This is a genomic window from Kyrpidia spormannii (assembly GCF_002804065.1).
Lineage (GTDB): Bacteria > Bacillota > Bacilli > Kyrpidiales > Kyrpidiaceae > Kyrpidia > Kyrpidia spormannii.
Genome location: NZ_CP024955.1, coordinates 3073154 through 3098224, shown reverse-complemented (window position 1 = coordinate 3098224; position 25071 = coordinate 3073154). Strand labels below are relative to the sequence as shown.

General features: G+C 55.3%; 22 protein-coding genes and 3 pseudogenes. 20 read left to right on the top strand and 5 right to left on the bottom strand.

Translation table 11 applies throughout. From position 1 onward, the window contains the following. Window positions 1-239: 239 nt before the first annotated feature. Together CVV65_RS15205 and CVV65_RS15200 are read left to right on the top strand one after the other, a co-directional pair. Window positions 240-1628: a sigma-54 interaction domain-containing protein gene (locus CVV65_RS15205; protein ID WP_100668855.1), complete on the top strand. Its 1389-nt coding sequence runs from the start codon at window positions 240-242 to the stop codon at window positions 1626-1628. Between the two features lie 50 nt (window positions 1629-1678). Continuing rightward, window positions 1679-2956: a peptidase gene (locus CVV65_RS15200; RefSeq protein WP_100668854.1), complete on the top strand. Its 1278-nt coding sequence runs from the start codon at window positions 1679-1681 to the stop codon at window positions 2954-2956. 299 nt (window positions 2957-3255) lie between these two features. Here CVV65_RS15200 and CVV65_RS15195 read toward each other — a convergent pair whose 3' ends face one another. Beyond that, window positions 3256-4668 carry an amidase gene (locus tag CVV65_RS15195; RefSeq protein ID WP_232796650.1) on the bottom strand — a complete coding sequence of 471 codons (1413 nt, stop codon included), beginning with the start codon at window positions 4666-4668 and terminating at the stop codon, window positions 3256-3258. Between the two features lie 227 nt (window positions 4669-4895). On the opposite strand from CVV65_RS15195, the gene CVV65_RS15190 reads away from it, so the two are divergent. The 11 genes and pseudogenes from CVV65_RS15190 to CVV65_RS17230 all read left to right on the top strand — a co-directional run bounded on the left by CVV65_RS15190 (window position 4896) and on the right by CVV65_RS17230 (window position 16590). Then, a complete protein-coding gene (locus CVV65_RS15190; RefSeq protein WP_100668852.1) occupies window positions 4896-5513 on the top strand; it encodes an FMN-binding negative transcriptional regulator in 618 nt (205 codons plus the stop codon). Between the two features lie 236 nt (window positions 5514-5749). Then, entirely contained in the window at window positions 5750-6130 is a 381-nt protein-coding gene (locus CVV65_RS15185; RefSeq protein ID WP_331250441.1) for a 4Fe-4S dicluster-binding protein, read from the top strand. A 132-nt stretch (window positions 6131-6262) separates the two neighbouring features. After that, entirely contained in the window at window positions 6263-8074 is a 1812-nt protein-coding gene (locus tag CVV65_RS15180) for a sigma-54 interaction domain-containing protein (RefSeq protein ID WP_100668850.1), read from the top strand. A gap of 369 nt (window positions 8075-8443) precedes the next feature. Continuing rightward, window positions 8444-9535 (top strand): tartrate dehydrogenase, encoded by a 1092-nt coding sequence (locus tag CVV65_RS15175; protein WP_100668849.1) that lies wholly within the window; start codon window positions 8444-8446, stop codon window positions 9533-9535. A 17-nt stretch (window positions 9536-9552) separates the two neighbouring features. Further along, window positions 9553-10335, top strand: coding sequence for an aldehyde dehydrogenase family protein (locus CVV65_RS15170; RefSeq protein WP_232796649.1), 783 nt, complete (start codon window positions 9553-9555; stop codon window positions 10333-10335). Between the two features lie 451 nt (window positions 10336-10786). Beyond that, window positions 10787-12199, top strand: a complete 1413-nt coding sequence (gene ltrA / locus CVV65_RS15160) for a group II intron reverse transcriptase/maturase (RefSeq protein ID WP_198592060.1) — start codon at window positions 10787-10789, stop codon at window positions 12197-12199. A gap of 476 nt (window positions 12200-12675) precedes the next feature. Continuing rightward, a pseudogene (locus CVV65_RS15150) lies at window positions 12676-13362 on the top strand (reverse transcriptase domain-containing protein); the annotation flags it as partial. A gap of 531 nt (window positions 13363-13893) precedes the next feature. Next, window positions 13894-15177 (top strand): group II intron reverse transcriptase/maturase, encoded by a 1284-nt coding sequence (ltrA, locus tag CVV65_RS15140; protein ID WP_232796647.1) that lies wholly within the window; start codon window positions 13894-13896, stop codon window positions 15175-15177. Window positions 15178-15382: 205 nt separating this feature from the next. Further along, on the top strand, window positions 15383-15859 hold the full coding sequence (locus CVV65_RS15135) for a group II intron maturase-specific domain-containing protein (RefSeq protein ID WP_198592058.1): 477 nt from the start codon (window positions 15383-15385) through the stop codon (window positions 15857-15859). Between the two features lie 106 nt (window positions 15860-15965). Further along, window positions 15966-16142 carry a hypothetical protein gene (locus tag CVV65_RS17005; RefSeq protein ID WP_198592213.1) on the top strand — a complete coding sequence of 59 codons (177 nt, stop codon included), beginning with the start codon at window positions 15966-15968 and terminating at the stop codon, window positions 16140-16142. Between the two features lies 1 nt (window position 16143). Next, window positions 16144-16590 carry a hypothetical protein gene (locus CVV65_RS17230; RefSeq protein WP_232796646.1) on the top strand — a complete coding sequence of 149 codons (447 nt, stop codon included), beginning with the start codon at window positions 16144-16146 and terminating at the stop codon, window positions 16588-16590. A 75-nt stretch (window positions 16591-16665) separates the two neighbouring features. On the opposite strand, the pseudogene CVV65_RS17490 reads toward CVV65_RS17230, so the two are convergent. Next, window positions 16666-17211: pseudogene (locus CVV65_RS17490) on the bottom strand (IS630 family transposase); the annotation flags it as partial. Continuing rightward, window positions 17208-18415, bottom strand: a pseudogene (locus CVV65_RS15125) (IS256 family transposase). The pseudogenes CVV65_RS15125 and CVV65_RS17490, both read right to left, overlap by 4 nt. A 462-nt stretch (window positions 18416-18877) precedes the next feature. Here CVV65_RS15125 and CVV65_RS15120 point away from each other — a divergent pair. Then, entirely contained in the window at window positions 18878-19342 is a 465-nt protein-coding gene (locus tag CVV65_RS15120) for a hypothetical protein (protein ID WP_100668843.1), read from the top strand. Window positions 19343-19504: 162 nt separating this feature from the next. Beyond that, window positions 19505-19762 (top strand): hypothetical protein, encoded by a 258-nt coding sequence (locus CVV65_RS15115; RefSeq protein ID WP_232796645.1) that lies wholly within the window; start codon window positions 19505-19507, stop codon window positions 19760-19762. Between the two features lie 63 nt (window positions 19763-19825). On the opposite strand, the gene CVV65_RS15110 is transcribed toward CVV65_RS15115, so the two are convergent. Together CVV65_RS15110 and CVV65_RS15105 are read right to left on the bottom strand one after the other, a co-directional pair. Beyond that, window positions 19826-20350: a transposase gene (locus tag CVV65_RS15110; RefSeq protein ID WP_100668842.1), complete on the bottom strand. Its 525-nt coding sequence runs from the start codon at window positions 20348-20350 to the stop codon at window positions 19826-19828. Next, the gene (locus tag CVV65_RS15105) at window positions 20340-20885 is read right to left on the bottom strand and encodes a helix-turn-helix domain-containing protein (RefSeq protein WP_133121330.1); all 546 of its coding nucleotides are present in this window, start codon (window positions 20883-20885) and stop codon (window positions 20340-20342) included. Before CVV65_RS15105 ends, CVV65_RS15110 begins: the two co-directional genes overlap by 11 nt. 651 nt (window positions 20886-21536) lie before the next feature. On the opposite strand from CVV65_RS15105, the gene CVV65_RS16825 reads away from it, so the two are divergent. The 5 genes from CVV65_RS16825 (at window position 21537) to CVV65_RS15085 (ending at window position 25049) form a co-directional block, all read left to right on the top strand. After that, window positions 21537-21689, top strand: a complete 153-nt coding sequence (locus tag CVV65_RS16825) for a hypothetical protein (protein WP_157935553.1) — start codon at window positions 21537-21539, stop codon at window positions 21687-21689. 319 nt (window positions 21690-22008) lie between these two features. Beyond that, entirely contained in the window at window positions 22009-22707 is a 699-nt protein-coding gene (locus CVV65_RS15095) for an IS607 family transposase (protein ID WP_100668839.1), read from the top strand. Further along, window positions 22625-23758, top strand: coding sequence for a hypothetical protein (locus CVV65_RS15090; RefSeq protein WP_198592057.1), 1134 nt, complete (start codon window positions 22625-22627; stop codon window positions 23756-23758). The genes CVV65_RS15095 and CVV65_RS15090 overlap by 83 nt, the downstream gene beginning before the upstream one ends. A gap of 5 nt (window positions 23759-23763) precedes the next feature. Further along, window positions 23764-24291, top strand: coding sequence for an IS200/IS605 family accessory protein TnpB-related protein (locus CVV65_RS17000; RefSeq protein WP_198592056.1), 528 nt, complete (start codon window positions 23764-23766; stop codon window positions 24289-24291). Between the two features lie 299 nt (window positions 24292-24590). After that, window positions 24591-25049: a site-2 protease family protein gene (locus CVV65_RS15085; RefSeq protein ID WP_100668838.1), complete on the top strand. Its 459-nt coding sequence runs from the start codon at window positions 24591-24593 to the stop codon at window positions 25047-25049. Window positions 25050-25071 lie beyond the last annotated feature (22 nt).

Genomic DNA, 25071 nt, shown 5'->3' with positions numbered 1-25071 from the left:
GAACTTGATCTGGCTAAACAATCAGGTGATGTTCTATGTGATACGTAGTGAAACGAAACTGGATCGAACCGAAAGTGATTCTTTGCACCGAGCGAAAAAACTATCTTTTCTCTGGTTGAAGGGGAAAAAGAACTGAAATTGAATCGAGGTGATGCAATTGCGGTTCGATTTTCATTTGACGTAGGTTTACATTTTAGATATAAGAATCCTTGTATCTCTTTTCAGGAGGCTCATCAAACATGCAGTGGACAGGACTGTACGACCACACCTGGTTTTTGAGAATCTTGGACTCTCTTACGGACGGGATCTTCATCGCAAATGGACAAGGAATCACGTTGTGGGTCAATCAGGCCAGTGCTAAAATCTGTGGTCTGTCTCGAGAAGAATTAATTGGAAAGTCGGTGTACGAGTTAGAGGAGAAGGGAATATTCAGTCCGTCCGTCACCCGTAAGGTGTTGCAAGAAAATCGTCCCATGAGTGTCGTTCAGACTATGAGGGACGGGCGGAAATATCTGGTGACCGGAACCGCTCTTTATAATGAATCTGGCGAGATCCAGTTGGTGATTGCCAACTCGCGTGATATTACAGAAGCCATAAATTTCCATCAACAGCTGGATGAATTGGAGGATTTGGTGAGGCACTACAGTCAAGAACTCAGAAAGATTCGTCTGGAGAAGCAACACGAAGAACGAGACCTCGTTGTGGGTAAAAGCAAAACCTTTCGAGATCTTACGGAACTTGTAGAGCGGGTTGCAGACATGGATGTCACGATCTTGATCACGGGCGAATCGGGTGTGGGTAAAAACGTCATCGCCAGAAGAATTCACGAATTGAGCCCCCGCTATAATCAACCTTTTCTGCAGTTGAACTGCAGCTCAATCCCTGAAGCACTGTTTGAATCGGAGCTGTTCGGATACAAAAAAGGAGCATTTACCGGCGCAAATCCCAATGGGAAAATCGGACTGGTCCAATTGGCCGATAAAGGAACCCTCTTTTTGGATGAAATTGGAGAGCTGCCGCTTCATGTGCAAGCCAAACTTTTGCATCTTCTTCAAGATAAACGATTTTTACCGATTGGAGCCGAAAAGCCCGTTACTGTGGACGTCCGAATCATTGCGGCAACCAACCGAGACCTTCAACAAATGGTTCAAGATGGAACTTTTCGGAAGGATCTATACTACCGCTTAAGCATCATCCCGATCCAAGTTCCCAGTCTGAGGGAACGCAAAGAGGATATTCTTCCATTGATCGATCATTTTACAGAAAAATTTAATAAAAAATATGGGGTCAAAAAACATTTTGAAGCAGGGGCCCTTGAAATCTTGCTGGATTACGAGTGGCCCGGCAACATACGTGAATTGGAGAATTGTATTGAACGATTGATTGCCATTTCAAAACATAACACCATACGTCCTGACGACCTACCGCCCGACCTCAGAGAAAGGTCTTCTCGAATCACATTCCCTCACCTCTCTGGCATGTCCCTGAGAGAGGCATTGGAGCAAGTCGAAAAGACATATCTGATCCACGCCTACCGCGAATATCAAAGTACGAGGAAAGCGGCGAAAGTATTGGGGATGAGTCAATCGTCCCTGGTTCGACGGTTGAAGAAATACGGAATTCGATAGTTGGCACATTTTTTGCTTTATAAAGCGTTGAGACCTGGGAGGTGAACAGCGTGGAAAGCACACTCATCAAACGAATTTCGTCTTGGATTGACGAGCATGGATCATCAGAGCTTACTTTTTTGGCGTCCCTGATACAAGAACCTAGTGTTCAGGGAAATGAGGCAGGTGCACAAAAGTCTATTGCAAAAAAATTTACGGAAATGGGGCTTACCGTTGATACCTGGTACCCGGATGCTGAAATTCTCGCCAAGCATCCGGTATTTCATTCTAACCGAACTTCATTTGACAGCAGTCCCAATGTAGTGGGAGTTTGGCAGGGGACCGGCGGCGGACGTTCTATCATTCTGAATGGTCATATAGACGTGGTGCCCGAGGGTGATCCTTCACAGTGGTCCGACGATCCCTTTTCCGGGTACATTGTTGACGGCAGGGTGTTTGGACGCGGGTCGTCCGATATGAAGGGGGGGATCTTTTCGGCGATATTGGCTGTCCGCAGCCTCCAGGCTCTGAACATTCGTCTTCGCGGGGATGTCATTCTTCAGAGTGTCGTGGAAGAAGAAAGCGGCGGTGCCGGTACTCTTTCCGCATTATTGCGGGGTTACCGAGCAGATGCCTGTTTGATTCCTGAACCCACCGACATGAGAATTTTTGTCTCCCAACAGGGGTCCATGTGGTTTCGCATCCGCGTTCCCGGGGTGTCCGCTCATGGCGGAACCCGTTATGAAGGCGTGAATGCCATTGAGAAAGGGATGTACCTGATACAAGGACTACAATTTTTGGAAAAGCAACGTAATGATAGGATGGACAATCCTCTTTACCGTCATTTCCAAATTCCTATACCGATTAACGTCGGGGTCTTTCATGCCGGCAAATGGCCTTCTTCAGTTCCGGACCATGCTGTCATCGAAGGACGTATCGGCGTAGGCCCTCATGAAACGTGGGATAGCGTTTGTCAAGAAATGGAAAGCTTCGTGCACGATTGGACGCAGCGAGACCCTTGGCTTCGGGAACATCCGCCCGCTATCGAATGGTTTGGCGCCCGCTGGATGCCCTCAGAAATCGATGTGTCCCATGAACTGACGACCTCGTTGGTCAACGGATTTAGACATGTGTTGGGTAGAGACCCAATAGTGGAGGGAGCCCCTTGGGCAACGGATGCGGGGTTGTTTACTCATGTTGGAAAGATTCCGTCAATCGTCTTTGGCCCGGGCACTACCCGATTGGCCCATTATCCGAATGAATCGGTGGCCATCCGAGACCTGTTCGACGCCGCCAAGGTCATGGCTGCGACCCTCATCGAGTGGTGCGGTGTGTCATCACCTCGATGAATCGAGGAGAGGGGGCGGCTAGCCCAGCCCCCTCCTCACATTCATGTAACGGGATTCGATTTAGGTATCTACTCTAGATGATATTTTAGTCATTACGAAACGGGGCCAGCCTCGTTCGACTATGTGCCAGGATAACCTGATGTAAGTCTTTAGTCCGAGGCAGCCCTTTTGATGGAGGTACGACATGTGGTAGGCAACCCCCGTATATCAGACTGCCGACCGTCGACGATGGACGGGCCTTCGGGCCCTGCTCTTTACTGAAAAACAAAAATTAGGGGCCGGATACTTGACAGTCTCGTTCAAATCAGATTTGGCAGAGAAGCTTCCCGTTCAAATGCATATGCAAACCGATAAAGATTGGCCTCATCCCAGGGACGACCGATCAGCTGTAACCCAATCGGCAATCCCGATTCCGAAAATCCGCACGGAATCGATAGACTCGGGAAGCCATTAAAATTCGTCGGACTTGTTAGACGAACAAGCGTGCTGAGGACAGGCTCTGTATTGTCTTTCATCTTTATTTCTCTCTGTTCGATATTCGGCGGCAAAATGGGAAGAGTGGGCGTTACGATGACATCGACATCGCTCAGAGCCCGGAGGAATGCGTGTTTGGCCTTATGCCTTTGTTGTTGGGCTAGTACATATTCATGTGCCTTGATCCGCTCGGCCCTCAAGAGACGTTCTTTTACTTCCCGGTCATATTGCTCAGGAAACTTTTCAAGTGTATCTTTGTGGACCGCAAACGCTTCACTGCTTAACGTCAGTCGTTGAGCCATGAATATGGTTTCGAGATTGGTGACGTCGATGACACGCACACGGGCACCTAAAGACTTGAAAATCTCTACAGCGTTTCTAACCTTCGAGTCTACTTCAGGATCCAGGTTGTCATAATAATAGGACGAGGGTACTCCGATCACGGTTCCCTGAATGCTTTGTCCTATCAGTCTGGTAAAATCTTCGTCTTTTGTCCTTTCGGAATACGGATCCCGTTCATCATATCCCGATAGAACATTTAACAAAACCGCATTATCAAGAACCGTTCGCGTCATGGGGCCTACATGGTCCATTGTCCAGCTCAGTGGGTACACACCATATTTGCTGACTCTCCCAAAGGTTGGCTTCATGCCCACAATCCCACAGCATGTGGCTGGTATGCGAATGGATCCCCCCGTATCTGTCCCCAGGGCTCCATAGCATAGAGCCGCAGCAACGGCTGCACCTGAACCGCTACTGGATCCGCCGGTTATTTTCGTAAGATCATATGGGTTCTTCACTGCACCAAAGTACGAACGGTCTCCAGTCGAACCGTACGCAAACTGATGGGTATTCAGTTTACCAATGATAATAGCGCCTGCTTGCTTCAGCTTCTCCACGACGCCAGCATCGTAATCAGGAATAAAATCTTTATAGATTTCAGATCCCATGGTGGTTCGAGCATTTTTTGTATAAATTACATCTTTTAAAGCAATTGGAATCCCATGCAGCGGGCCTTTCCAATGTCCTACAGCTATTTCTTTTTCTGTTTGCACGGCTGCTTGAAGTGCATCTTCGTAAAAGACGGTAATATAGGCATTTAGTTTTGCATTGATTGCATCGATTCGCTGCAGGAGTTGTTGAGTTACTTCTACGGGCGATAGTTCTTTTCTTTTTATCGCCGCTGATAAAGTTAGCAGATCCCATTGCAAAAAATGCTCGTGATTTGTCTTGCCCACTAGCATTGACTCCTTTCTGGTTGTTTTCTCGATTGTTTCTGATGCGGCCGAATGTTGAATAAGCAAATTCTGTGCCATTGGCTGGAGCTCGGTTGATGAGAATTTGGAGGTTCTATAATCTGGCATGAAATTTGCTTGTGGTGTGATGGACGGTACCAAAGTCCGGCGAGACGAGTTTGTGAGCACTCGAACCGTTGTTCTTGTAGCGTTTTTCGGGAGGGAACAGGATGTATATTCCAGAAGAATTTCACATGCGAAACAAAGATGTCATGATTCAATTCATACGCAAAAACAGTTTTGGAATTCTTTTCTCCCAGGTCAAAGGTCGTCCTTTTGCGACCCATTTACCGTTGTTGTTGGATCCGGATCGAAAAAAACTTTTCGGGCATCTCGCAAAGGCGAACCCGCATTGGCGCGAACTCGACAACACGGAAGTTCTAATCGTTTTTCAAGGACCTCATGCTTACATCTCACCTTCTTGGTACGTCGAGAAGCAGGCCGTTCCCACTTGGAACTATGTGGCCGTACACGTCTTCGGTAACTGCCAAATCGTCAGAGACGAGAAAAAACTGCATTGTCTTTTAAGGGAGATGGTCCGATTTTACGAACCGGACTCCCCACTTCTGGAGCGATTAGACGAGGAGTTCTATGTCAAATTGGAGAAGACTGTTGTTGGGATCGAAATCGAAATCACGGCGGTGGAGGGGAAGGCAAAGCTCAGTCAAAACAAGTCTCCAGAAACGGTCCGAGGCGTGATTGAGGGGCTGAACAACTCAAAGGATTACCAGGCTTGTGAAGTGGCCAACCTGATGCAGGTTCTTCTCGACACGATGGATAAGAAGTGACTCACGATCGGTAGCTCTGAGGGGGCTCTTTACGGTTTTGTCTGCAGAAGATTTTTTGGGATTATGATGTGTCCGTGAATCACAAAGAAGAGACTTTATGCAGATTCGTTGGATTTGCGGCTGGAACTGGTTTCGAAGGAAGCGGGAAGGGAGCTTTCGGCGGCTTTGGCGGGGTGTGACAAGGGGGCACCCCCGTCTTTTTTCTCCGTATTGGTGATGGAGTTGGTGGCCGGGCGGTGCACCGATACGTGGACTGGAGCGATCTGAATTTGGAGTACAAAATCGTCGCCCGGATCGACCAGCAAAGGCGCATCCAGTGCAACAAGTGCTATATCTCCTGCGAAGATGCGGCGCATCAGTGCATCGACCGGGTGCAGACGGCATCGGGTAACATGATGCTCGTCGTGGATGAATCCGAGTGTGTGGGATGCAACCTCTTCTTCGCCGTGCAGCAAATCCGCGGCATCGCTGACCTCCAGAACGTGCACCCATCGTACCGGGCGCCGTATGCCGCGTCCCCCCGGCTACCACTTTGGCCTCTTGAAAAATCGGACGACGAAGCACGTCTTTGGTGCGAAAGGGCTCTCCGACGGTCATGGGCTCTCCCCCTTCTCTGAACATATCAAACCGGGACCGATGCGTTCACGGATGCGGCGATTTTTCTCGGAATTCGAGTTGTGGTGTAGAATGAGAGGAAACGTAGGGTCGTCGCAGAACCGGGACGCGTCGCTGAGAAAGGGGAGCGGTGCATGGATATCGGAATTGTCTGCCGATCGAAAGCGGAACGGAAGCGAATCGAGAAAGCGCTGCAGGAAGCGGGGGAGGAAGCGTTCGTGGCGGTCTGTAAAGGCGACCGTTCTCCTCCGGGCGAGGAGGGGCCGGCAGAATCCTCGGCCACCCTTTGGCTGGTGCCCGAAGGCCGGACCGCCCCCGGGCCCGGAATGCCCGTCATCCTCGACCCTGGTTTATGGGAACGATCCGAATATTTGGCCGCCCTGTGCGGAGCGGTCCGGCGGATGGACTCCCTGTACCCGATGCTTGAGCAACAGCTGCAATTTTACCGGACAATCGTGGATCTGTCCCACGACGGCATTATCGGTGTGAACAACGAAGGCCGGGTGGTGGTGTTCAATCCGGCGGCCGGAGAGATCCTGGGAATACCCGTTCAAGAGGCCCTGGGAAAAATCATCACGGAATTCAACCCGGGTGCCGGACTTCCGCGGGTGCTGGAACGAAAGACCCCGGAAAAAGATGAGCTGCGTCAGGTCGGCGGCCGGACGGTGGTGGCGAACCGGGCTCCGATCATCCGGCGGGGAGAGCTGATCGGGGCTGTGTCCACGTTCCGTGATGTCACCCAGCTGCAGCAATACGAACAGTCGATTCGCCGCAAGCTGCATCACCGGGGGCTCGCGGCGAAATGGACTTTGGAAGATATGGTGGCGGAGTCTCCGGCCATGCGGGAGTTGGTGGAATTGGCCCGAAGGTACGCAGGAGTCGATTCCACGGTGCTTTTGATGGGAGAATCAGGAACGGGGAAAGAGATTTTGGCCCAGGGGATCCATTCCGCCAGCCGTCGCAGGGGCGGCCCCTTTGTGGCTCTCAATTGTGCGGCGGTACCGGAGACGCTGTTGGAAAGTGAGTTGTTCGGTTATGAAGAAGGGTCGTTCACCGGGGCGCGAAAAGGAGGCAAGCAGGGTCTGTTCGAACTGGCGCACGGAGGAACGCTGTTTCTCGATGAAATCGGGGAGCTGCCCATCGCTCTTCAGGCCCGGCTCCTGCGGGTGTTGCAGGAACGGGAGGTGATGCGCTTAGGCGGTACCCGGGTGATTCCCGTGGATGTGCGCATCATTGCCGCGACAAACCAGGATTTGACATCTCTCATGGAACGGGGCATGTTTCGCCGGGATCTCTTTTTTCGGCTGGCCGTGCTGGTATTGTCCGTTCCGCCGTTGCGGGAACGAACCGAGGACATTCCGCACCTGGTGCGGGCGTTCGTGCGGGAATGGATAGATGGGGGAGGCAAGCACATCCTCCCTCCGCCGGAGGAAGATTTGGAGCGCATGAAGGACTACCCGTGGCCCGGAAATGTGCGGGAATTGCGAAATCTGGTGGAACGGGCCATCGTCCTTTGTCACGCGGGACAGGCCCTTCGCCTGTTTCAGCCCGGGGTGTGGTTGCCGTTTCGGATGGAGGGGGCTCCGGCAAGGGACGCGGGTGACGTCGGCGGGGCTCCGGCCGCGAATGGTCCCGCCTGGGCCGAGACAATGCGTCCTAAGGTGGACAGCGGGAGTTCGGAGATTGTTCCGGGGGTATCGCGAGACCCCGGCGGGGAACAGCCGCCCAGCAATGCGATGCCGCCCATCTTCCCGGATCGCTACCGGGGAGGTCGGGACAGTGAGCGGGAGTGGGCCCACATTTGTCGGGTGCTGGAGGAAGAAGGGTGGCGCATCGGACGGGCCGCCAAGCGTTTGGGGATGCACCGGACAACGTTGTGGCGGAAGATTCGCCGGCATGGGGACGCGAACGGGCGGCCGGCGGAGCGGCGGGCAGACGGCCGCTAGCGCGCTGGGACACAGGGCCCCCTTCCAAGCCATGAAAGACAAGAGCGATGTATAATTCCGGTGCAATACTCCGATGCGTCATTCAGATTCGCCGACTGGCCTGAACCCGGGTATCTCCACGCTTTTCGGGGGGACTACTTGATCATCTGCAACCGGATGAAACAAGATGCAACATTCAGATGCCGGAACGGTCGGATATGCTGTTGCGGTAGGTTGCAATTTTTCCAGATTTGAATCGTGAATGACGGAAATCCGGCGTCCGTCCGGTGGTCCACGACTTTCCACCATTGGCATTGTTCTTGCTTGAGATGGGGCGTATCCATCGGTCGCATTCGATCCGGGTGCGGCCGTAGCGAAAGGGGGACTCTTGTGCGGACCCACCGCATCGCTGTGATCCCGGGGGACGGGATCGGACCGGAAGTCGTCCGGGAAGGCGTGAAAGTTCTGGAAGCGGCCACCACGCGTGCCGGGACGTTCCGCCTGGAATTCGACTGGCTTCCCTGGAATTGCTCGTATTATCGACGTCACGGCCGGATGATGCCGGAGGACGGCATTGAACAGTTGCGCGCCTATGACGGCATCTATCTCGGAGCCGTCGGGGACCCCTCGGTGCCCGATCACGTGTCGGTTTGGCAGCTGATTCTGCCCATCCGGAAAGCTTTCCAACAATATGTCAACCTGCGACCGGCCAAGCTCCTGGCCGGGTTGGAGAGCCCCCTTCGCCACAAGGAGGCCCGGGACCTCGATTTTGTCATCGTCCGGGAAAACACCGAAGGGGAATACTCGGATATCGGCGGACGGCTTCATCCCGGCACGCCGGTGGAGATGGCGGTGCAGACCAGTGTTTTCACCCGATACGGGATCGAACGGGTGGCCCGGTACGCCCTGTCTCTGGCCCGGAGGCGCCGGGGCCGTGTGGCCGTGGCCACCAAATCGAACGGGTTGGCGCACACGATGCCCTACTGGGACGAGGTGATCCGGAGTTGCCGGGTGGAGTTTCCCGATGTCGATGTGTCCTTTTATCACGTCGACGCCCTGAGTACGCTTTTTGTGCTGCGGCCGGAGACTCTGGACGTGGTTCTGGCCACCAATCTGTTCGGCGACATCCTCTCCGACCTCGGGGCGGCGGTGGTCGGGGGGCTGGGCGTGGCTCCGGCGGGGAACATCAACCCGGAAAAACGCTTCCCTTCGATGTTCGAGCCGGTGCACGGCTCGGCTCCGGACATCGCCGGCAAAGGCATCGCCAATCCGATTGCCGCCATCTGGAGCGGAGCCATGATGTTGGAGCATTTGGGATACCCGGAGCCGGCGGCGGAGGTGGTGCGGGCGATCGAACAGGTCTTGGCGGAGGGCCGGGTGCGGACCCGGGATTTGGGCGGTACGGCGAGCACCGAAGAGGTGGGGGACGCCGTCGTCCGCGCTCTGGAGCACCCGAGACCGGTTGGGGCGAGACCGCGGTGAAAGGAGGGAAGCAACCGGTGATTGCAGAACGCATGACCATCGCCGGCCGAGACGGTCTGCCGGTGTACGGGTTGTGGATCGACGGCAAAGCGGTGGAAGGGGCGGAGCCGGTTCTGGTGCGCAACAAATTCACCGGCGAGCCCATGGCCTGGGTGTGCACGGCTTCCCGGGAAGACGTGGACCGGGCGGTGGCGGCGGCGGAACGATCTTTCCGCAGCCGGCCGTTGTCGCCCTTCGAGCGGTACGAATGGCTCAGCGCCGCTGCGACGTGGATCCGGGCCCGCCGGGAGGAACTGGTGACCCTGTTGGTGGACGAGGTGGGCAAGCCCCACAAGGACACCGTGGTGGAGGTGGACCGGGCTTACCACGCCATGCTCCTGGCGGCCGAGGAGGCCAAGCGCATCGGGGGCGAGGTGCTTCCCGTGGACAGCATCCCGGGATCCGAACGCAAAATGGGTTTTGCAATCCGGGTGCCCCTGGGTGTCGTGGCGGGGATCACCCCCTTCAACTATCCGTTTTTGCTGGCGGTCCACAAAATCGCCCCGGCCCTGGCGGCGGGCAACGCCATCGTCATCAAACCCGCACCTCAAACTCCCATTTCCACCCTGGTGTTGGTCCAAGGGCTTGTGGAGTGCGGCGGGCCTCCCGGCCACATGGTGGGATTTGTGGGTTTCCGTTCTAGTCCTAAGCATTTTGTTCGGAAAACTGGTCGGCAACGAAAAAATCCTCGTTTTTGGGTTGGTATTACCAACACTTTCTGTGATTTGGATGGTCGCTTCCTCCTTAAAACACAAAATTAAGGAAAAAATCAAGGCATAGCCCGCCTTTGTGCGGGCTTTTTTCTTGTGCGCCCGGCATGGGCGTTGACTGGGTGGTGAAAGTCCACTGCAGGCGAGGCAGCACGAGTCTGCTAGCCAAAGGCAAGGGTGTCCATCGTGAGGTGGGATCCGAAGGAAGCTGGAGGCAAACCCACGGCCCGATGAACAAGAACCTCATACGAGGCTACGCCGTTCGGATGAGCTGGCAAGACACAGCGAAATCCAAAGGCTGCCAAAGGGCGGCGGAGTATATGAGGCGGGCGCGGGGGGAAGGTCAACGCTCTTACCCGGGGAGGCCTGCCGGATACGCCAGGGGACTGGCAACCCGGATCGAGAGGTTCGGTTGAACCGGCAGGAGTCAGCAGAGGGCATAGTACCCAGGAGGTCATGAACTCCGGGGGAAGGCCCGAACATCAAGACAGAGGTGAAACCGGTGCGTTCGCGAGAAGGACGAAGACAGCCGAAAACCCTGAACAGGGACTACCCACGGGAGGAAGTGGTGAAGCCACGGGGGACCGTGGGAGAGCCGAGCCCTTCTCCGGCACAAAGCGGAGCTTCACCTCGCGGAGAACAAGGTGACGGCCTGATGGAGAAGGTGGTGGCCAGGCAGAACATGCTGGCCGCCCTGAAGCGGGTGGAGCAGAACAAGGGTGCCCCCGGCGTGGACGGCATTCCCACGGAAAACCTCCGGGAACAGATCCGAGCCGAGTGGCCGCGCATCCGGGAAGAGCTGCTCACGGGGATCTACCGACCGCAGCCCGTGCGCCGGGTCGAAATCCCGAAACCCGGGGGAGGCAAGCGGATGCTGGGGATCCCCACCGTGATGGACCGCCTGATCCAGCAGGCACTTCTGCAGGTGCTGACGCCCATCTTTGACCCGCAATTTTCGGAGGCCAGCTACGGGTTCCGACCCGGAAGAAGGGCACACGAGGCGGTCAAGAAGGCGAGGCAGTATGTGGAAGAAGGATACGAATGGGCCGTGGACATGGACCTGGAAAAGTTCTTTGACCGAGTGAATCATGACATCCTGATGGCCCGGGTAGCCCGGAGGGTCACGGACAAACGAGTGCTCAAGGTCATTCGCCGGTACCTCCAGGCAGGGATCATGGTGAACGGAGTGGTCATGGAAAGAGAGGAAGGGACACCACAGGGCGGGCCGCTGAGTCCCCTGTTGGCGAATATCCTTCTGGATGACCTGGACAAAGAACTGGAAAAGAGAGGTCACAAGTTCGTCCGGTATGCGGATGATGCTAACATCTACGTTCGAAGCAAACGGGCGGGGGAGAGAGTCCTGGCCAGTGTCCGGACATTCCTGCAGGAGCGGCTAAGACTCAAACTCAACGAGCAGAAGAGCACGGTGGACCGACCGTGGAAACTGAAGTTTCTGGGATTCAGCATGTACAAACGCAAAGCCGGGGAAATCCGCATTCGCTTGGCCAGACAGTCGATCGAGCGGGTCAAGGCCAAGATCCGAACCCTCACGGCGAGGAACACACCGATCGCCATGGAGGAACGCATCCGGCGGCTGAACACGTATCTGGGCGGATGGATGGGATACTTTGCCCTGGCGGAGACGCCGAGCACCTTCGAAGAAATCGAAGGATGGATCCGGCGGAGGCTGCGGATGTGTCTCTGGAAACAGTGGAAACGGGTACGGACGCGATACCGTGAACTGCGCGCGCTAGGGCTGCCGGAGTGGGTCGTTCATCAATTTGCCAATGCCCGCAAAGGACCGTGGCGGATGGCCCATGGGCCGATGAATCGAGCCTTGGGGAACGCCTATTGGCAGGCCCAAGGACTCATGAGCTTAACCGAACGTTACCGAAGGCTTCGTCAATCTTGGTGAACCGCCGGATGCGGACCCGCATGTCCGGTGGTGTGAGAGGACGGGGGCTAGCCGCCCCCTCCTACTCGATGTGCGCCCGGCATGGGCGTTGACTGGGTGGTGAAAGTCCACTGCAGGCGAGGCAGCACGAGTCTGCTAGCCAAAGGCAAGGGTGTCCATCGTGAGGTGGGATCCGAAGGAAGCTGGAGGCAAACCCACGGCCCGATGAACAAGAACCTCATACGAGGCTACGCCGTTCGGATGAGCTGGCAAGACACAGCGAAATCCAAAGGCTGCCAAAGGGCGGCGGAGTATATGAGGCGGGCGCGGGGGGAAGGTCAACGCTCTTACCCGGGGAGGCCTGCCGGATACGCCAGGGGACTGGCAATCCGGATCGAGAGGTTCGGTTGAACCGGCAGGAGTCAGCAGAGGGCATAGTACCCAGGAGGTCATGAACTCCGGGGGAAGGCCCGAACATCAAGACAGAGGTGAAACCGGTGCGTTCGCGAGAAGGACGAAGACAGCCGAAAACCCTGAACAGGGACTACCCACGGGAGGAAGTGGTGAAGCCACGGGGGACCGTGGGAGAGCCGAGCCCTTCTCCGGCACAAAGCGGAGCTTCACCTCGCGGAGAACAAGGTGACGGCCTGATGGAGAAGGTGGTGGCCAGGCAGAACATGCTGGCCGCCCTGAAGCGGGTGGAGCAGAACAAGGGGGCTCCCGGCGTGGACGGCATTCCCACGGAAAACCTCCGGGAACAGATCCGAGCCGAGTGGTCGCGCATCCGGGAAGAGCTGCTCACGGGGATCTACCGACCGCAGCCCGTGCGCCGGGTCGAAATCCCGAAACCCGGGGGAGGCAAGCGGATGCTGGGGATCCCCACCGTGATGGACCGCCTGATCCAGCAGGCACTTCTGCAGGTGCTGACGCCCATCTTTGACCCGCAATTTTCGGAGGCCAGCTACGGGTTCCGACCCGGAAGAAGGGCACACGAGGCGGTCAAGAAGGCGAGGCAGTATGTGGAAGAAGGATACGAATGGGCCGTGGACATGGACCTGGAAAAGTTCTTTGACCGGGTGAATCATGACATCCTTATGGCCCGGGTAGCCCGGAAGGTCACGGACAAACGAGTGCTCAAGGTCATTCGCCGGTATCTCCAGGCAGGGATCATGGTGAATGGGGTGAAAAGAGGGGCCACAAGTTCGTCCGGTATGCGGATGACTGTGCGCCACGAATGCGACGAGCTAGGTGATGGCTCGAAGGCCATGCCGAATCGAAGATGAGGGCAGGCCCCTCGAAGTCGCCATGCAGGTGGAGGCTTCAAACCACCGTAAGCTGCTGTGGTCAAAAGCCATGGTAGTGAGCGTTACGGAAAAGGCGAGGCCAGACCTCGTCAGGTGCGTGCCGATGGAGACGAACACCAGTGAACCGCTGATAACGTGTCGAAAGCGTAGGGACGTCATCAAAACCGGGAGGTAGTCGTTAGCCCGGGATCAGTCTGGAGGAAACCTGCTTACTGTCCAGGCGGTGACCGGCATGAAGGCGGCGTGAACGCGGCACAGGCTTCGATTCGGAACGTGGGAACCTGCACTTCGATGCGAAGGGAAAACTCCAAGCGGAGGACCCGCAAGGACGAAAGTACCGATGCGAGGTGCAGGGGCGGAACAACCCGTAGTAGCGACGAAGCTTCGTAATGGAAGTGGAGTGAAGGGGTTGTGTTATCCAGTTTTGTGCAGAGGTCAACCGCAAGGGAGGAGCCAATGGACAAAACAAAGCCGTACAAAATCTCTAAACATGTGGTGCTTGAGGCGTTCCGACGAGTCAAGGCGAACCGGGGAGCGGCTGGGGTAGACGAGGAAAGCCTAGGGCAGTTTGAGGCCAATTTGAAAAACAACCTCTACAAGATTTGGAACCGGATGTCCTCCGGCAGCTATTTTCCTCCACCAGTCAAGGCAGTGGAAATACCCAAGAAAAACGGAGGAACAAGGATTCTTGGAGTACCCACGGTGGCGGACCGCGTCGCACAAATGGTCGTGAAGATGTACTTCGAGCCCAAAGTGGAGCCATACTTCCATGAGGACTCTTATGGCTACCGGCCAGGGAAGTCGGCAGCGGACGCGCTTGCGGTCACCCGGCAAAGATGTTGGCGATACGACTGGGTACTGGAGTTTGACATCAAGGGGCTGTTTGACAACATCGACCACGAGCTGCTGATGAAGGCTGTTCGTAAACACACGGATAACCCATGGGTGATTCTGTACATTGAAAGATGGCTGAAGGCACCGTTTCAGTTGTCGGATGGGACCGTGGTGGAGCGAACGAAGGGTACGCCGCAAGGCGGTGTAATCAGCCCGGTGCTGGCTAATCTGTTTCTTCATTACGCGTTTGACAAATGGATGGACAAGAACCATCCGGACAAACCGTTTGCCCGGTATGCTGATGACGCGGTAGCACACTGTAATAGCCTGGAAGGTGCGCAGAAGCTACGAGCCAGCTTGGAAAAGCGGTTCAAAGAATGCGGGCTTGAACTCCATCCGACCAAAACGCGTATCGTCTATTGCAAAGATGACGATCGACGTGGGGAGCACCCGGAAACGAAATTTGATTTTCTGGGGTACACGTTTCGACCGCGAAGGTCCAAGAACAGATATGGCAAGCATTTCATCAACTTCACCCCAGCGGTAAGCAACAAGGCGAAGAAGGCCATGCGGCAGACGATTCACGATTGGCGCATGCATCTGAAGCCGGACAAGACCCTTGAGGATCTGTCCAGGATGTTCAATCCCGTCATTAGGGGCTGGATCCAATACTATGGGCGCTTCTACAAATCGGAACTGTACTCTGTGCTCCGGCACATGAACCGAGCTTTGGTTCGCTGGGTACGACGCAAATACAAGAAGTTTGCTAGCCACCAGCGGCGGGCGACACACTGGCTCGGGAAAATCGCCAGGCGTGAACCGAAACTGTTCGTGCATTGGCAAATGGGGATTTTACCTTAGGCTAGATAACGGGAGCCGGATGAGCCGAGAGGTTCACGTCCGGTTCTGAGAGGGCCTCGGGGTGAAACTCCCCGGGGCTACTCACCGCAACATCTACGTCTGAAGCAAACGGGCGGGGGAGAGAGTCCTGGCGAGTGTCCGGAAATTCCTGCAGGAGCGGCTAAAAACTCAAACTCAACGAGCAGAAGAGCACGGTGGACCCACCGTGGAAACTCAAGTTTCTGGGATTCAGCATGTACAAACGCAAAGCCGGGGAAATCCGGATTCGCCTGGCCAGGCAGTCGATCGACCGGGTCAAGGCCAAGATCCGAGCCCTCACGGCGAGGACACACCGATCGCCATGGAGGAACGAATCCGACGGCTGAACACATATCTGGGCGGATGGATCGGATACTTTGCCCTGGCGGAAACGCCGAGCACCTTCGAAGAAATCGAAGGATGGATACGGCGGAGGCTGCGAATGTGTCTCTGGAGACAGTGGAAACGGGTACGGACGCGATATCGTGAACTGCGCGCACCGGGATTGCCGGAGTGGGTGGTGCACCAATTCGCCAACGCCCGCAAAGGGCCATGGCGAATGGCCCATGGGCCGATGAATCGAGTCCTGGGCAACGCCTACTGGCAGGCCCAAGGGTTGATGAGTTTAAGCGAACGTTACCGAAGGCTTCGTCAATCTTGGTGAACCGCCGGATGCGGACCCGCATGTCCGGTGGTGTGAGAGGACGGGGGCTAGCCGCTCCCTCCTACTCGATTTGCACGACCAAAACTCGAAAAAGGAGATGACGGGCATGGAAAAGAATGCTGTTCAAATCGAGGGAGAGTTGGCGAAACTCTTTCTGGAAGCAGTTCAGAACGGCCACGAAGGACAAGTCACCACACTTCATTGCGTCAGCTTATCGCCGGGAAGACAATTCGATCACCAGCCAGAAAACGAAGAAGCAAGTCCAAAGAAAGGGGACTTTTAAAGTGGCAAACTGGAAGGCGGTACCGTTCGATCTTGGCAACGGCGTACTTGAAGCGGAAGAAGCCTTCAAGCACACGTTGGTAGTCGGTGGTGCTGGAACAAGGAAAACCCACTTGCTCACATCTATCGCCAGCCAGCTCGTGAACGAACGGGCGGCCTGGAACGAGATCGGGTTCACGGTCATCGGCCTGGACCTGCCCAGCTACGTCGCCAAAATTTGCGAGGAAAACAAGATTCCCTTCTTGCATCTCGGGCGGTCGGTCGGGTTTAACCCACTTGCCGGATCGGCCGAGGTCTGGCGGCGAAAGCCCAACGGCAGGCCGCCCTATGTTCTTGTCGATACGGGATCGCCATATCGTTTCGATTTCTTGGCGCTCGAAATGGGCCGGCCGCACCGCTGCGGATTCCTTTTCCCGGCACAAACATTGCGCGATCAAAAAAAGATCTAATGCCCCTTCAGAGAACCTTGATCTTCTTTTGCTCACGTAGAAGTCTGGCATGCGGCTGTGCTTGTTTCGCCAACGCAGGTACGACCGAATCGCTGTGGCCAACGCCTCGTGATTGGGATAGTGACTCCCACGCAACACAAACGATCGCAACGGCGCAAAATGGCATTCGATTCGGTTCAACCATGAGGCCTGGGTCGGTGTAAAAACCAGTTCTACATTGTTTTCTGCAGCCCACTCAGTCACAGTACGATGCTTGTGAGGTGAAAAATTGTCCAAGACTACGTACAGCCGTTCAGAGCGGTGATACCGCCGGCGGAGCACCTTGAGAAAACGCAGAATATCCTGGTGCTTCTTGCTGGATGAGACGTGCCCATACAGCTTATCCGCTTTCAGATCCAGAGCTGCAAACAAGTGCCTCACCCCGTGGGTGCGACGGTACGTCGCCGGCAATCGATCGGGCCGGCTCTTCGGGTACCATCCGCAACCAGGAAACGGCTGAATGGACAACGGTCCAAACTCGTCAATGCAGATGACCCGTCCGTCTTTGGGCGGATTCCGGTAGGGTAGTGTCCCCGCAAGAGGTGTAATTTTGCCGAGTGCCCCTACCGTGACACCAGTCATTTCTGTAGCACGGACGTTGGTGCCAACAGAGTCGAGTTACCGGTGAGCTTGGCCATCGATTCCAGGCTGAAATACCGCCGTGCGACGATCCATTCCTCGTGTTGTTCCTGAAGGATCGCCCCTCCCAATCGAATCACGGCGTCTCGGTTCGGGAAAATACCTACAACATCCATTCGCCGGCCCAACTCTCGATTGAGCCGTTCCAACGGGTTCGTTGAACAGATTTGTCGCCAATACTCTCGTGGAAAGGCCATGTAGGCCAGCACGTCCTCCTCGGCTTCCTTGCAAGATCTCCATCGCCTTGGGAAATCGGCTCCGTAATTGGCTGACCACAAGCCGCAACTGTTCTCTGGCCGCCTCCTGGGTTGGTTGCGCAAAAACCGTGCGGACAATCGATGACACCATCCTTTGGGAAGACTTCGGGACCTGGCTCAGGACATTTCTCATCACATGGACCCTGCAGCGTTGCCATGTGGCTCCGACAAGGACTTGCTCGATGGCACAGCCCTGGATGCGCGTCACTGATGGCGAGCTTCACGCCTTTGAGTCCCCGTGTCACCAGACCACGCAGGAACATGAGCCAAAACGCTCCATCTTCCGTCGTTCCCAGGTCAAAGCCGAGCACTTCCCGTTCTCCGGTGCTCTTCACGCCGATGGCGATCACAAAGGCCATGCTCTGAACGCGTCCGTCTTCCCGCACCTTGGGGAACGTGGCATCCAGCCACACATAGGGGTACTCACCTTCCAATGGACGATTCTTAAAAGCGTGCACGACTTCGTCGAGTTGTTTGCAGATGCGGGAGACCTCGCTCTTGCTCATGCCGTTCAGGCCCAACGACTCCACCAACTCATCGACCTTGCGCGTACTGACACCATGGACGTATGCCTCTTGAACAACACTCAGAAGTGCCTTCTCAGCGCGCCGCCGCGACTCGAGGAGGGAGGGGAAATAGCTCCCCTTACGCAACTTGGGAATGTTGAGCTCAATCGTCCCCGGCCGGTTGTCCCACTCCCGAGTTCGGTAGCCGTTCCGATAGTTCTTGCTCTCCGGGGTTCTCTCAAATCGTCCTGCACCAATCAGTTGGCTCACTTCAGCATCCATGACGGCCTCGGCCAGGACCTTTAGACCCTCACGCAGAAAATCGACATCACCTTCTTCGACACAGATCTTGCGAAACCAGTTCAAAAGTGCGATCTTGTCCATAGAAGCCACCAGTGCCTCCTCTACGAAAGTTGTTCGGTGTCCACTTTAGTAGATGGCACTCGGTGGCTTTCTCGTCAATTCAGGCAGTGAATTTTACACCACCACTTGAGACTTTAACAAATAAAATGTCGAGAATTGTCGATATAATAGCCCCTTCTTACTATTGTCTAGATCCGGGGTTGGTGATAGGTTACATTATGTGCCAAACATCGACGGGGGGTGGGGACCTGAGAGGCTGAGAATAGATCGTTTGAGGCAGCAGTAGGCGCTTTGATGAAAATTTACCATTCTGAAAGCCCAGTGGTGAAATGTCAAGCGGGTTGATCGAAAAAAATGGATATAGGGAATAGTCGCATATCAGAAGGTGAGTGACTTTAACTAAACCCATGATGTTCGTCGAATTTTCAAGCAATATTTTTGGGCACAAAAATGGAAAATCCTGCCGGATGGAGGTGATTGAACATGAGTAAAAAGTTTGCTATCCTTGCCCTGGCAATTGTTTTAACCTTTACGGCGATTTCACCGGCCTTTGCAGCTGCGAATCAATATTCTCAGGTCAATAATCAAATCGCTACTGTTATTCCAGGTGTTGACAAGAATACTTCTGTTACGCCTCCTACTGAAGGAGTAACGCCGCAAGGGAAAGTAACCTGGACCATTAAAGCGATTAAAGAAGCCCTCAAAGCAAAAGCAAGCCAAGTTGATAGTGCGATTAAAAAAGCAATTGACTGGCTCCCAGTAAGCCAAAAAGTGAAAGATAACCTCGTTAAGATCATAAAAGTTGATGCAATTATCAAGGCTTTGGATGTGATCACCAATTTTAGTGGACAAGTAGAAGATGCACTTTCACAAGCGATTCAATATCTTGGAATACCAGGATGGATTGCGAATATTATAGCAAGGGCAATCAGTGCGATATTGTTTTAATCTTTCAATTGTGTTAACGTCTTACTTAAAAATCCATGAACAGCTTAACAGAGAAGCTCTACAGGCGTGATACGCTAGGGCCGATCACGCCTGTTTTTGGTTTGATCGGCTTTCCCGATGCGGCTCTTGTCACTCCTCAGGATATTTAAGGAGGGAGAATCCATGGAAAAAAACATAAAAAAAAAGTGGTATTTGCGGCCAATGGTGATATTGGCTCTCATCGTGATTACGCCTCCGATCGGATACCTGAATGTATTAGTAAATAGAAAGCATTTTGAGCCAGAAGAGTGGCTAGGATATTTGACCGTAGCAACTGTGTTCACCGCTTTGTGGTTAACCAAATTTCTCCCCAAGGAATGGACTATTCCGACAATAATACTTATGGTAATTTGGGCGATCCATTTATTCTCAAAGGATTGAGTCTTTTGTCGAGCGTCTCTGAAGTCTATGAATCAGTTATGTAAACGACTAGCTAGTGCCCCTTCAGACAACCTTGATCTTCTTTTGCTCACGTAGAAGTCTGGCATGGCGGCTGTGCTTGTTTCGCCAACGCAGGTACGACCGAATCGCTGTGGCCAATGCCTCGTGATTAGGATAGTTACTCCCACGCAACACAAAGGATCGCAAGGGTGCAAAGTGGCTTTTGATGCGGTTCAACCATGATGCCTGGGTCGGTGTGAAAACCAGTTCTACATTGTTTTCTGCAGCCCATTCAGTCACAGTACGATGCTTGTGAGGTGAAAAATTGTCCAAGACCACGTACAGCCGTTCAGAGCGGTGATACCGCCGGCGGAGCACCTTGAGAAAACGCAGTATGTCCTGGTGCTTCTTGCTGGATGAGACGTGCCCATACAGTTTATCCGCTTTCAGATCCAGAGCCGCAAACAAGTGCCTCACCCCGTGGGTGCCGCGGTACGTTGCCGGCAATCGATCGGGCCGACTTTTCGGGTACCATCCGCAACCGGAAAACGGCTGAATGGACAACGGTCCAAACTCGTCAACGCAGATGACCCGTCCGTCTTTGGGCGGATTCCGGTAGAGCGACTGGACTCGTTTTTTTTACCTCAAAGTCAGGATCATTCGAGGCTTTCCATGTCTTGGTGTGTTGGTAGGTGATGTCGGCTTCCTCCAGAATGACACGGATAGTCTCAATGCTAATGGAGGTCACGATGCCCCGCCTTTCGGCCTCCTCTTTGAGCTTGGACAGTGACCAATGGGTAAAGGGCAAACCCAGGGTGTTTGGCGGGATCTGGGCCAACTCAATGATCGCGGCTCGTTGTTCTTCGGTAAAGGTCCGCGGTCGTCCGCCCTTGTACCGAGGCTTTAAGGCCTCGAATCCATGCTGATTGAAGGCATGAATCACGTGACGAATGTGCTCTTGAGACAGATGATACAACTCGGAGATCTCCGGCACCTTCATCTTTTGAGCGGAAGCCAACACGACCAAAGCACGTCGCACTTCAACGGGGTTGGATCCTTTGCGAGCAATCTTTACAAGTTTATTGCCCTCTTCAGGTGTCAGGTCTCGGACAAAGATGCACATGATGATCACCACCTGGGATGATCATTCGACAGACAACTGGCCATTCCTTCCGATTTGTCCAACTACATTGCCTGAAAGGGCACTAGCAATGCAGTGCAAGAACAAAGTCGTATTTCACACAATTTTGGATGACGCAGAATTCCTGGCCAAGGAACTCGGAACAACCGTCAAGGAACTTTGGGAACTGCCGTATTTCCATTTTAAGTCAAACATCGGCCAAGGAACGCCCGCCCGGTAAGTTAAATCGGGCCGGGATTGCGCCCGGCCCTTCCTATGAGAAAGACGGCGAGTTTTGGTAGAATAAAAATGGCGGATAAGAAAAACGCTCGCCTCCGCCGGGAATCTTCCCGAAAGGAGGCGATGCGGATGGGTCCACGAGAATATCGCGTGGCGATGATCTTGCTCACGCTCATCTCGGTTCTGGTCGGCATCGTCAGCTTGGCAACGCGCCATTAGATGGCTAGTCCCTGACGAGCCGTCACCTCGTCAGGGACCGTAATTCGTGCCCGGCGAGGCGGGCGACCCAGTTTCTTATCCGCCACCATTATAGCATATCCGCATTTTGGCGAATAGATGCCGCGTCAGAAAAAGTTGTTGTTCGAGCCCGGGATTTCTCCCGGGCCTCTTTTTGTTTGAAGGGGGTGACGGGCGTTGCGTTTTGGCACAATCGTCCTGATCGCAGATGTTGTGCTGGCGTTTGTCGCGGCAGGATACGCGGGCGTGCTGAAAAGCGAACTGAAAAAACTGATTCCAAAGGGCGAACAGGTTTCGGGAGGCGGGAAAAATGGCGGACGCATTTTTTAACCTTTCGGATTTTGCGCTTCTGTTCATTGGTGTCGTGTTTGCCTATATTCTGGAAGCCTCGTAGGGCGGTCTAAAACACTGGTGGGTACAAAACCACTGCCACGAGCAAAAACACCGCTGAGAAGCCGATTTCCGGCGTTCTCGGCGGTGTTTTTTTAACGAGCAGATGGTAAAAAATCAAAGGCGGGTATCAAACCCTTGCCCATGCAGGAAACGGCTCTCAGCGGCCAATTCTGCGCGTCTGGCGAGGTGTTTTGGAAGGTTTGAAACAGCTACAAAATATGTGTGTGAATCATGGTGAAAATGGTAGTATAAAACCATGAGATACTACTCGATTGGTCAAGTAGCGAAATTGCTTGGTGTGTCGGTAGACCGTGTTCGAGTGTGGGAAAAGCAGGGCAAGATCCGCTGTATTCGTTTGCCGTCCGGGCACCGAAGGTATCCCGAAGAAGAGGTGAGACGAATTCTGGGGCAACCCTCGGTGACAGAAGGCGGGAAGCGGGTGGCAATCTACGCCCGGGTTTCCACGCGTAAGCAGGAAGAAGCGGGCAATCTCCAGCGGCAGAAAGAGCGGCTGTTGGCTCATGCGGCGCTTAAAGGCTACCACGTGGTTCACGTGTTTGAGGATGTGGCGTCGGGATTGAACGCAAAGCGCCGGGGCCTGAAACGGCTGGTGAAAGCCCTGGAGAACCGTGAAATCGACCGGGTGCTGATTGAATATCCCGACCGGCTGGCGCGGTTTGGGTTCGAGTACCTGGAGTGGATCACGAAGATGTGCGGGGCAGAGATCGAAATCATGGCCGAGAAGGAGCCGGAAGACGCTCATGGCGAGTTGGTTCGGGATCTTCTTGCCATTGTCACGTCATTTTCCGCCCGGTTGTACGGGTCCCGGGGTGGACGCGCGGTTCGCAAACGGTTTCAGGAGTGGATGAAGGATGCCGAGACCGAAGGAAGAGGACCTGAGTCTCACGATCTGCGGGGAGTGGTTTCCGGAAACGGAGGGTCTTCCCCGGTCTGAGGCGTGGACTCGGGGAGAGGAGACCGCTCTGGAGACGGAGATGCGCCTGTTTGGGGCTTGCACCCGATGGACCTTCAACCGGTTACAGGAGAGCATGTCGAAAGACGAGATCAAGAAACAGGGACAGGCGCTCTTTGGCCTCAACTCCCGGTACGTAGACGACGCCCGGCTGAAGGCCCAGGCGATGCGGGATTCCCAAAAAGAGCTTCTAGGCATCGAGATCGACGAAACCGAAACGAAACGGCGCCGGGCGCGGAAGAAACTCGGCTGGGCCATGAGCAAGCTGGAGAAGGCTCGGGCCAAGGGAGATACGACTGCCGCCGACCGACTGTTTCTGACCGTTCGGGGCCGGCAGGCCCGGGTGCGGAAACTTGAAACCAAGCTCGCCGAACTTCAGGCTCACAAAGCATCGGGGACGATCCCGAAGGTGGTATTTGGCGGCCGGCGACTGTGGCGGCAGGTGTGCCGGGGCAAGGTCGGCAAAGGGACCTGGCGGGCGGCCCGGAGGAACCGCCTGTACGCCCGAGGGGACGAGACCAAGGGCGGGAACCCGAACATTCGAGTGGTGGTGCGCGGTGAGGGGTTCGGGCTGTCTGTGGCTCTGTCCCACTTGGCGGAGGCGAAGGGCACCGACGCCTTGGGCCGGCCGCGGACAGGGAAAGCGCCCCGGGTGGAGGGGAAACTGTGGGTTCCGGAGAAACACCGTGGCTTTGTGCGACTGGTGTTGGCGATGGGCCTGCCCTACACGGCCGAGGTGGTGCGAGGACTGGACGGCCGGTACCGGGTGATGCTGACCTGGCGTTTGGCGGGGATGCCCAAGGCGAACACGGGGAACGGGTGTCTGGCGCTGGACATCAACCCGGACGGTGTGGCGTTGTGCCACGTGGGACCGGATGGGCAACCGAAGCCGTGGCCGGACCATCTGGTGTGGATCCCGGAGGGACTTGGCAAGGATCCCGGGGAGTGGCAGGCGAAGGTTCACCCGAACGGGTTTGCCTACCTGCAGATTCCCGAGCTGGCTTACGCCCGGGGGAATCGCCGGGAGTCCTGATCGGGGTGCTGGCGAAGGTCGTGGTGGACGTGGCCAAACTCCTGGGGAAACCGCTGGTGATGGAAGACTTGGCGTTTGGGAAAGACCGGCTGGACACGAATCGGCGGTTCAACCGGATGGCGAGCCAGTTTCCGTATGCGAAAGTGTCGGAAGCCTTGCTTCGGCGGGCGTGGAAGGAACGGGTGGGGGTAGTGACGGTCAATCCCCGGCACACGTCCACCATTGGGCATTGGAAATACCAACAGCGATATGGAGTGACGATCCATGAATCGGCGGCGCTGGTGATCGGACGCCGGGCGTTGGGGTATCGAGAGCGGATCACAAGGGAACTGAGAGAGAGGATCTTCAAACTGAAGGGCCGGAAAGGGCAACCCTTGCCGAAGGAAGGACAAGGGATGACCCTGGGTGTCGGAGCCCTCTTGGAACGGCTGGGGAACACAATGCCTGCACACAATGGGTTGGCCGCATGGCAACAGGAGCGGCTGAATGGGATCTGGCTGGATTTCATGAGGTTAGCTTTGGCGCTTCGGTGACCCCGTTTAGCCGGTGTCGGGAAAACCGGCAGGCGTCCTGACAGGACGCAGGAGGCGGAACCGGAAGGTATCCAGGGCGCGGTGCCGCTTTCGTTGCGGGACGCGAGTTCCCGAGAGGCCGTGCAACGGACGTCCGTGCTCTGCCGATCTCCTGTCCGGGTGGGACTCCCGGGCCGAGGTCTCCTGTCGCGTGTCCGAAGGGACAAATCCAACATCCGGAAGGAGGCGAACGCCTGGTCTGGAGGCCGGTCTGCTTGAATCCCGGATTCAAGCAGATTTTTTGAACCAGGGGATCACTCATCATCGCATTTTTTGTTGCCGCAGCCTTGTCTGTGTTAGTCCACGAACTGGGTCACGCCACCACCCAACGGCTATGCGGGTTGCCCGTCGAACGCATCGTGTGGGGGGTCGGGCCGCGTCTGTTGCGAATTGGCGCGTTCGAGCTTCGGCTGATCCCGTTTGCCGGGTACATCACACCGGTTGGGGCAGTGATGGCCCGGCGCAAATGGCAGGGTGCCCTGATCGCCCTGTCCGGGATTTTGGCCACCTGGCTGGTGGTTTTCTTCTTGGCATTTGCTGGCGCGATTCACGTCGGGTGGCTCAAGGATTTCGCGATATGGTGGCTGTTCTGGGCACTGGTCGGGCTTTTGCAGATGATCCCCATCGGACAGAGAGACGGCCGGTGGGCTCTGGCGGCCCTGGGTGTGCTCCCTGTCCCGGGCAAGGCCGTAGAGAAACGCAAGCCGTCCAAGTTATAATAAACCCAGAACCCCCGGGGAG